Origin of the sequence: Pseudidiomarina sp., assembly GCF_048268165.1 — a bacterium.
In the GTDB taxonomy this organism is placed as follows: domain Bacteria; phylum Pseudomonadota; class Gammaproteobacteria; order Enterobacterales; family Alteromonadaceae; genus Pseudidiomarina.
The window spans coordinates 1-6,873 of the sequence record NZ_JBLWWA010000029.1; the positions used below are offsets into that span (position 1 = coordinate 1).

Sequence of the window (6,873 nt, forward strand, 5' to 3'; positions counted from 1 at the left end):
GTACGTGTATCTTGTTAATGGTAAGGTGACGGGACGGAACTGAACCGGCTGCAAAGTGCTATACTCGCGGTTTGTATGGCAGTCACACAAGGAGTGGGCAAGTGTTTCGTGCAAAGCTGTGCTTCGAAGATGGTGATGAAACCCACGTCAACCTGGCGGTACGTCCCTTGGTTGGTGAGTTTGTTGTGTTTGAAAATGACCGCTATCGCGTAAAAGATGTATCGCACCACGCTGTTCAGGCTGGCGAAGTGGATGAAGAGCCCATGGTTGTCATCAAGGTAGGCATCGGGCGCAAAGGTTCTCACCGTCATGTGCTTGAGCGCTCGCCTCGTGGCTTCTATACGGGGTCTGACTAGCATGCTCTTGCTTCTGATCAATATATAACCGGTAATGCATCAGTTGAACTTGCTATTTGGTCTTTATGTTGCTTTATTGTGGACAGGAAGGCTGTTGAAGCACGATAGAGGTTGCAACGGTGAATCTTCAGGACTGACGGAGTAGTCCATGTCGGCGGGTTCTCTTTCCTGCCTTGGCTGCTGCTGTGTAAGCCTGTCGGTTCTCTGCCATAATGAGCGTATGTCGGCGCTTAGAGGAGATATAGCGTGGAGTCCGAATACTCATTGAATGTACGTCGCACGCTTGATGCAGGATTTTCCCTGGTCGAGGTGATGGTGACGGTCGCAGTTCTCGCGATCATCCTCGCAATTGGCATTCCCAGCTTTCAAAGTTTGTTCGAAAACAGTCGCCTCAACCGTGCCAATGATGACTTCATTGCTGCCGTGAATCTTGCGCGATCTGAAGCAATCACTCGTGAGTTACCGGCCGGTGGGGGGGTTGTGCTGTGTGAGCGAAACGCTGCCGGTACGGCCTGCAGTGGGGACGCTGCTTGGGCTGATGGGCTAATGGTGCTTGAGATGGATGCGGGAGGAAATGTGCTGCAGGTTATTCGTGCCTGGGACCCGGTCGCGACTGCAGCTGTAGCGGCAGGTGCTAATCAAATCACCTTTTCGCGTGATGGCCGGGCGGATCCTGCTGTTGGCTTTTCAGTAAATGTGCACGGTGAGTCACAAAATTATTGCCTCAGACCAACAGGGTCGGTGTTTAAAGGAGGGTGCCCATGATGAATCGGATGAGGCGGCAATCGTATACACCTATTGCAAAGCAATCGGGTTTCAATCTTGTTGAGGTGATTATCGCAATGCTGATTATCACCATCGGGTTACTGGGATTGCTGTCCATGCAAGTGTACACCCTCAAGGGCAATCAAAGTTCCTACCTGCGATCACAAGCTACTATTCTGGCTTACGAGTTGGCTGATGCCATGCGGGCACAACGCTTTGAGGCGCTCGACGGAGGTTTCGATGATGGTGCAGGTGGGTATCGTACCAACTGGGATGCGCGTTTGGCCGCTACCCTTGGTGGTGGTGCGGCAGCGAACGTTGTACGAAATGATAATGCGGTTCAAATTACCATCAACTGGAACGATCAGCGCGGTGAGGTGGTGGATGATGCTGGAGATGCCAGTGATGATGCGGACGTTGGTTCCTTGACTTTCCAAACGGACATTTAAGTATGCAGCACAAGCCTTTAAAACAGCCCAAAGCGCCGCAGGCGGGTATGAGCTTGGTTGAGCTGATGATCGCTCTTGTGATTGGTCTGCTTATTTTGATGGGGGTATTGACGGTGTACCTCAGTGGTGCCCGCACAGCGGCAACAACTGAGGCCTTGTCTCGTGTGCAGGAAAGTGGACGTTTTGGTATTTTCTTTTTGTCGCGGGATATCCGCCAGGCAGGCTTTAAGTCGGCTTGCCAAGGCGAGGTAAACAATCTGCTTGATGAAGGCAGCGCTGCTTATGATGACACCCTGTTTGACCTGAATGACCCCATTGTTGGTTGGGATGATTCTGCAGGCACGCTGGCAGCAACTCTGCCTGAGTACGTGAGAGGTGATGTGTTGATGTTGAAGAGCGCATCTACCGTTCCGGGTGTGACAGCAAAAAATGTTACACAGGTTACAGCTGCGGCAATTTCACTTGATGGGCCCAGTGGCATTGAAGCAGGCACTATAATGTTTATCGGCGACTCGCAAGGCTGTGACCTGTTTCAAAAGGGTAATAATGCAAACGCAAGCAGCATTCAAAGGCCAGCGAGCGGTACCCCGGGCAACAAAAATCCCAATACAGAATGGAGCCATGCTTATGATGACTCCATGCAGATTTTCCTGTTTCAAAGTACAGCCTATTACATTGGTAATGGCATAGACGGCCAGCCAGCGCTTCGCCGTGCGAGCTTTAACACAGGCGCTGCGGTCGATGAAGAGTTGGTTAACGGTATTGAAGACATGCAGCTGCTATACGGTGAAGATACTGATGGTAACCAAACGGCAGACCGCTATGTGGCAGCCGGGGCTGTAGCTGACTGGGATGATGTCGTGGCCGTTCAGGTGAACCTGCTTGCTTCGAGTCTTTCAACAAATGTCATTGATGAGGTTCAGGCATTGCCAGCACCTTGGGATGCACTGGCTGACCCGGGCGACGGCCGCCTAAGAAGGGTCTTCACGACAAATGTAGGAATCAGGAACCGGTTGCCATGAGAGAAATCAGGCCAATTCAAAGAATGCGGGGCGCAACATTGGTTGTTGCGCTGATCATGCTGATTTTGATAGCCATCATAGGATTTGGGGCCATGCAAACAACAACCATGGAAGAGAAAATGTCAGGCAACCTGCGTGATAAAAATATTTCCTTTCAGGCGGCAGAAGCTGGCTTGAGGGAGCGCGAGGCTTGGTTGCGTGGATTGAGCACGGCACCTCCCATTGCAGGATGGTTAACCAAGTCTGGTGACTTGGATTTGACCTTGAGTTTTCCATTTGGTGCTGTGGCCATGGAATATGGTGATGAGGGTGTTCAAGATATGCAAAATGTATCGTCCGATCCTGTCATGGTAATGGAGGAGATGGAGTTTCTCCCAGATGACTTGGTAACTGGTTTTGATGTACGTAAAGGGCGTGATTTTTACAGGGTTATTTCTGAGGGACGTGGTCAAACCGTCAACTCGACGACTGTATTAGAGACTACTTATGCTAAACGCTTTAATTAAGGTGACTAATATGAAATGGCCAAATGTTTCTGTAGGAATGCTGCTTTTTATTTTATTTAGTCCGTCTGTGCTTGCTGTTAATAATCTTTCAATACCTAATGAGCCTCTGACCGTTTTGTCTTCACGCGTTGATCCCAATGTCATGATGATTGTTGATAACTCCGGCAGTATGAATAATGTTATTTGGCATGAGGATTATGATCCAACCACGATACCTAACTCTGACTATACAGCGGGTAATGATTGGATATATCGCAATGATAACGGTAGTTGGTATTATATTAATAACCGAAGTGATTATACGCTTAGCAACATTCGTAGAGAAAGTGGATGGTATGTATTTGCTTTTTATAATGGGAGCTTTAATCAAGTGAGGGTTAAGTTGCCTGATCCTGTTGGTGGTAGAAGTAGCCGCTACAACGGGCATTACATTAAATGGGTTTTGGATGACTTTGCAACAACCTACTGGACTGATTTAGAATCCGTTTTGCCTAATGAGTATAGGATGGAAGTTGCTAAAACTGTTGCTAAATCAATCGTTGATGATGTTGAAGATGTACGTTTTGGTATAACAAAGTTCTACAACTCACAGGGTGGTAAAATTGTAGCTGAATGTGGGGCGGGTACATCAGCGCTTCATAATGCTATTGATGATCTTGATAGTGAAACCTGGACGCCACTTTCAGAAACTTATTATGAAGTCACACGTTACTTTAGAGGTTTGCGCGGAATATGGGGTGATCGACCATATTTTAGCTCACCCATACAGTATCGCTGTCAGAAAAACTTTACGGTTATTATAACCGATGGTGAGCCTACGGAAGATGGTTTTGAAAGTAAAAATATATCCGGTGATACAATAGTAGGAATACCAAAAGTACTCCCTGATTGGAATAATGATGGCTCAAGCCTTTACTTGGATGACATAGCCGAGTTTTCTTGGGAGCTGGATATGAAAACATCGGGTAATGACAATGCTGGTGTGAGCTATAATGACCCTGAATTTTTGCGCCAAAATATGTACACATATACGGTAGGTTTTGCGCTTGATCATCCTTTGCTGAAGGCTTCAGCTGAAGCAGGTAATGGTCGCTATTACACAGCTAATAATGCAGAGCAGCTAACAGCTGTACTTAAGAGTGCACTCGCTGATATTTCTGATAAGGTCCTCAGCTCTGCTTCGTCCGCGTCGACCCAAGGCACACTAACACAGGATACGGTTTCAATATTTCCTGAATACAATAGCCAGTATTGGTCAGGCAATCTGAGTGCTTATAGGTATGATATAGATCCTTCAAGTAATACTTATTTGCAACTGGTTCCAGCCTGGACGAATGCGGCTGACCTGATCCCGGGCTGGAGTTCACGTCGAATTATCTACAATCGAGGTGATCAGGGGCGTGCTTTCCGCTGGAATACTCTCAATTCTGATGAGCGGGACTTGCTTGAAAATAATGAAAATGTTCTCAATTACATACGTGGCGACCGTTCACTGGAAGGTGTTGCAGCACATAATTTTCGTGAAAGGCGCTCGGTATTGGGAGATATTGTATATTCAGCGCCAAAATATGTAGGAGCACCAGCATTCCGCTACCCTAATGATTTGGAGGCGGATAACTATTCAGATTTTAAAGAGTCTAATAAAAATCGGGATGAAATGATCTACGTAGGTGCAAATGACGGGATGCTGCATGCGTTTGATGTAAATACTGGTGTTGAACGCTTTGCTTTTATTCCTTCTAACCTGATGGGTCAGCTTTCTCAATTGACTAAGCAAACGTATGAGCATCGATTTTATGTTGATGGAAGTCCGACGGTGGTTGATGCCTATGTAGGCAATAGTTGGAAGTCTGTGTTGGTGTCAGGGCTAAATCGGGGCGGTCAGTCCGTGTTTGCGTTGGATGTAACAAATCCTTCAAATTTGAACGAAGCAAATGCCAATAATGTTTTTATGTGGGAATTTACTGACCCTGATTTGGGGTACACCTACAGTCAGCCTGCAATTATAAAACTTAGTACTGGCACGTGGGCCGCTGTCTTTGGTAATGGTTATAACAATACAGATAGCGATTTTGATAGTAAGGTCAGCAGCACAGGTAATGCGGTTTTATATGTTGTTGACCTCGCTACAGGTGCGTTGATCAAAAAAATTGATACGGGCATTGGATTTGACGATGATCCAACTAATAATGAAAGGCCTAATGGCCTGGCTACGGTGGCACCTGTAGACATTGATAGCGATAATATTGCTGACTATGTTTATGCGGGTGACCTCTTTGGTAATTTATGGAAGTTTGATTTAACATCTGATAATACTAGTCAGTGGGATGTGGCTTATACACAAGGCCAGAATAAATTGCCGTTGTTTACTGCTTGTCATGGTAATACTTGTACTTCATCCAATCGGCAGCCGATTACTGTTCGCCCTACAGTTTCTCGCCATCCTAAAGGAGGTTTCCTGGTTTTCTTCGGTACTGGCAAGTATTTGGAAACAGTCGATAAAACAGCCGGTAGTACAGATGGTCAAAGTTTCTACGCGGTATGGGATAAAAATGAGGGTAGTAACAGTGATCGTGTAAGCAGTAGAAGCTCTATGCGCGAACAGAGCGTGCTTTATGAAGGTGTGCAGACTTATGGGTCTGAAACCTATACGTTGCGTACAACAAGCAAGCATGAGCCAAATTGGTCAAGCCACAGAGGTTGGTATATGGACCTGCCGACAACGCGAGAGCGCTCAACCCGTAATCCGATATTGCGTAACGGTAAGATTATATTTACCACATTGATTCCGCTGATCCAGGAGGATCCGTGCAAAAGTGAGTCTGAGGGCTGGTTGATGGAGCTTGATGCTGTCACAGGCAGTGCTTTGTCGTATTCAGTCTTTGATCTTAACAAGGATAGTCGTTTCGATGGGCTTGATGTTGTTCCTGGCGGACGAGGTGTACCCAGCGGCATGAAGTTTAATCAGGAAATAGTTGAACCGACTATTATCGCGATTGATGAAAATACAGAGCTCAAAGTTATCAATAAAGATACAGTAATCACTGAAAATCCGGGTACAGGTGCTCTTGGTCGCCAAAGCTGGCGAGAACATTATTGAAAGGAGCGTTAGCATGCTGAATATTAATAAATCAGTCTGGATTGGTCTTACAATGCTCTTTGCTGTGACAGCTCATGCTGAAAGGGTGACTTTGTCTGATGGTCCTGAGGTAGAGGGATCAGGTATGGTTGAGAGTATCAACACAGGTGCTCGAATCATTACCATAGACGGCTCCAGTTTTCAGATTGGGTTGTCGACGAAGGTTGGGCAGGTCGTTTCTTGGCCAGGTGAGTACCGTGAGGCTGATGTTTCCTCTCTTAAAGTGGGTGACCAAGTGTTCTTCGACGCAGACTTTTCAAAGCCGGAGCCCTATAAACTTGAGTACATACATCGGTTGATTAAATGATGAAAACGAAAGGCTTCACTTTGGTCGAAATTATGATCGCAGTAGCGATTATTGGGATATTGACTGCCATTGCCTATCCTGCATATCAGCGCTACGTCGAAGATTCACGACGCTCTGATGCACGGGCCAACCTTGTGCAGCTGGCCCAGTTTATGGAGCGGTACTACACAGCAAACGGTCGGTATGTTGATGCTGCAGCCAATGCGCCTGTGTTGCCCTTTAATGAGGCACCAAGGGATGGCAATACCAAGTTCTATGATTTGCAGCTGCAAAATGTGGATGCACAGAACTACACTTTGCAAGCTGTTCCCAAGGGAATCATGGCAGGT

General features: G+C 46.7%; 8 protein-coding genes. All 8 read left to right on the plus strand.

Going from position 1 to position 6,873, the window contains the following annotated elements; genetic code table 11:
* Positions 1–101 precede the first annotated feature (101 nt).
* Positions 102–356: a hypothetical protein gene (locus ACN0UY_RS12740; RefSeq protein ID WP_417667589.1), complete on the plus strand. Its 255-nt coding sequence runs from the start codon at positions 102–104 to the stop codon at positions 354–356.
* 246 nt (positions 357–602) lie between these two features.
* A complete protein-coding gene (locus ACN0UY_RS12745; RefSeq protein WP_417667591.1) occupies positions 603–1,121 on the plus strand; it encodes a GspH/FimT family pseudopilin in 519 nt (172 codons plus the stop codon).
* On the plus strand, positions 1,118–1,570 hold the full coding sequence (gene pilV / locus ACN0UY_RS12750) for a type IV pilus modification protein PilV (protein ID WP_417667593.1): 453 nt from the start codon (positions 1,118–1,120) through the stop codon (positions 1,568–1,570). The genes ACN0UY_RS12745 and pilV overlap by 4 nt, the downstream gene beginning before the upstream one ends.
* 2 nt (positions 1,571–1,572) lie before the next feature.
* Positions 1,573–2,592, plus strand: coding sequence for a PilW family protein (locus ACN0UY_RS12755; protein WP_417667595.1), 1,020 nt, complete (start codon positions 1,573–1,575; stop codon positions 2,590–2,592).
* Positions 2,589–3,098 carry a pilus assembly PilX family protein gene (locus ACN0UY_RS12760; protein WP_417667597.1) on the plus strand — a complete coding sequence of 170 codons (510 nt, stop codon included), beginning with the start codon at positions 2,589–2,591 and terminating at the stop codon, positions 3,096–3,098. Before ACN0UY_RS12755 ends, ACN0UY_RS12760 begins: the two co-directional genes overlap by 4 nt.
* 10 nt (positions 3,099–3,108) lie before the next feature.
* Entirely contained in the window at positions 3,109–6,198 is a 3,090-nt protein-coding gene (locus ACN0UY_RS12765; RefSeq protein WP_417667599.1) for a pilus assembly protein, read from the plus strand.
* Positions 6,199–6,211: 13 nt separating this feature from the next.
* Positions 6,212–6,544 (plus strand): hypothetical protein, encoded by a 333-nt coding sequence (locus ACN0UY_RS12770; protein WP_417667601.1) that lies wholly within the window; start codon positions 6,212–6,214, stop codon positions 6,542–6,544.
* Positions 6,541–6,873 (plus strand): type IV pilin protein (locus tag ACN0UY_RS12775; RefSeq protein WP_417667603.1); only part of this gene is annotated, 333 nt, incomplete at its 3' end. The genes ACN0UY_RS12770 and ACN0UY_RS12775, both read left to right, overlap by 4 nt.

Excerpts from the sequence above, each read along its gene's own strand:
- ACN0UY_RS12755 (WP_417667595.1), top strand. The coding sequence starts at position 1,573 with ATGCAGCACAAGCCTTTAAAACAGCCCAAAGCGCCGCAGGCGGGTATG.
- ACN0UY_RS12765 (WP_417667599.1), top strand. The coding sequence starts at position 3,109 with ATGAAATGGCCAAATGTTTCTGTAGGAATGCTGCTTTTTATTTTATTT.
- ACN0UY_RS12760 (WP_417667597.1), top strand. The coding sequence starts at position 2,589 with ATGAGAGAAATCAGGCCAATTCAAAGAATGCGGGGCGCAACATTGGTT.
- pilV (WP_417667593.1), top strand. The coding sequence starts at position 1,118 with ATGATGAATCGGATGAGGCGGCAATCGTATACACCTATTGCAAAGCAA.
- ACN0UY_RS12770 (WP_417667601.1), top strand. The coding sequence starts at position 6,212 with ATGCTGAATATTAATAAATCAGTCTGGATTGGTCTTACAATGCTCTTT.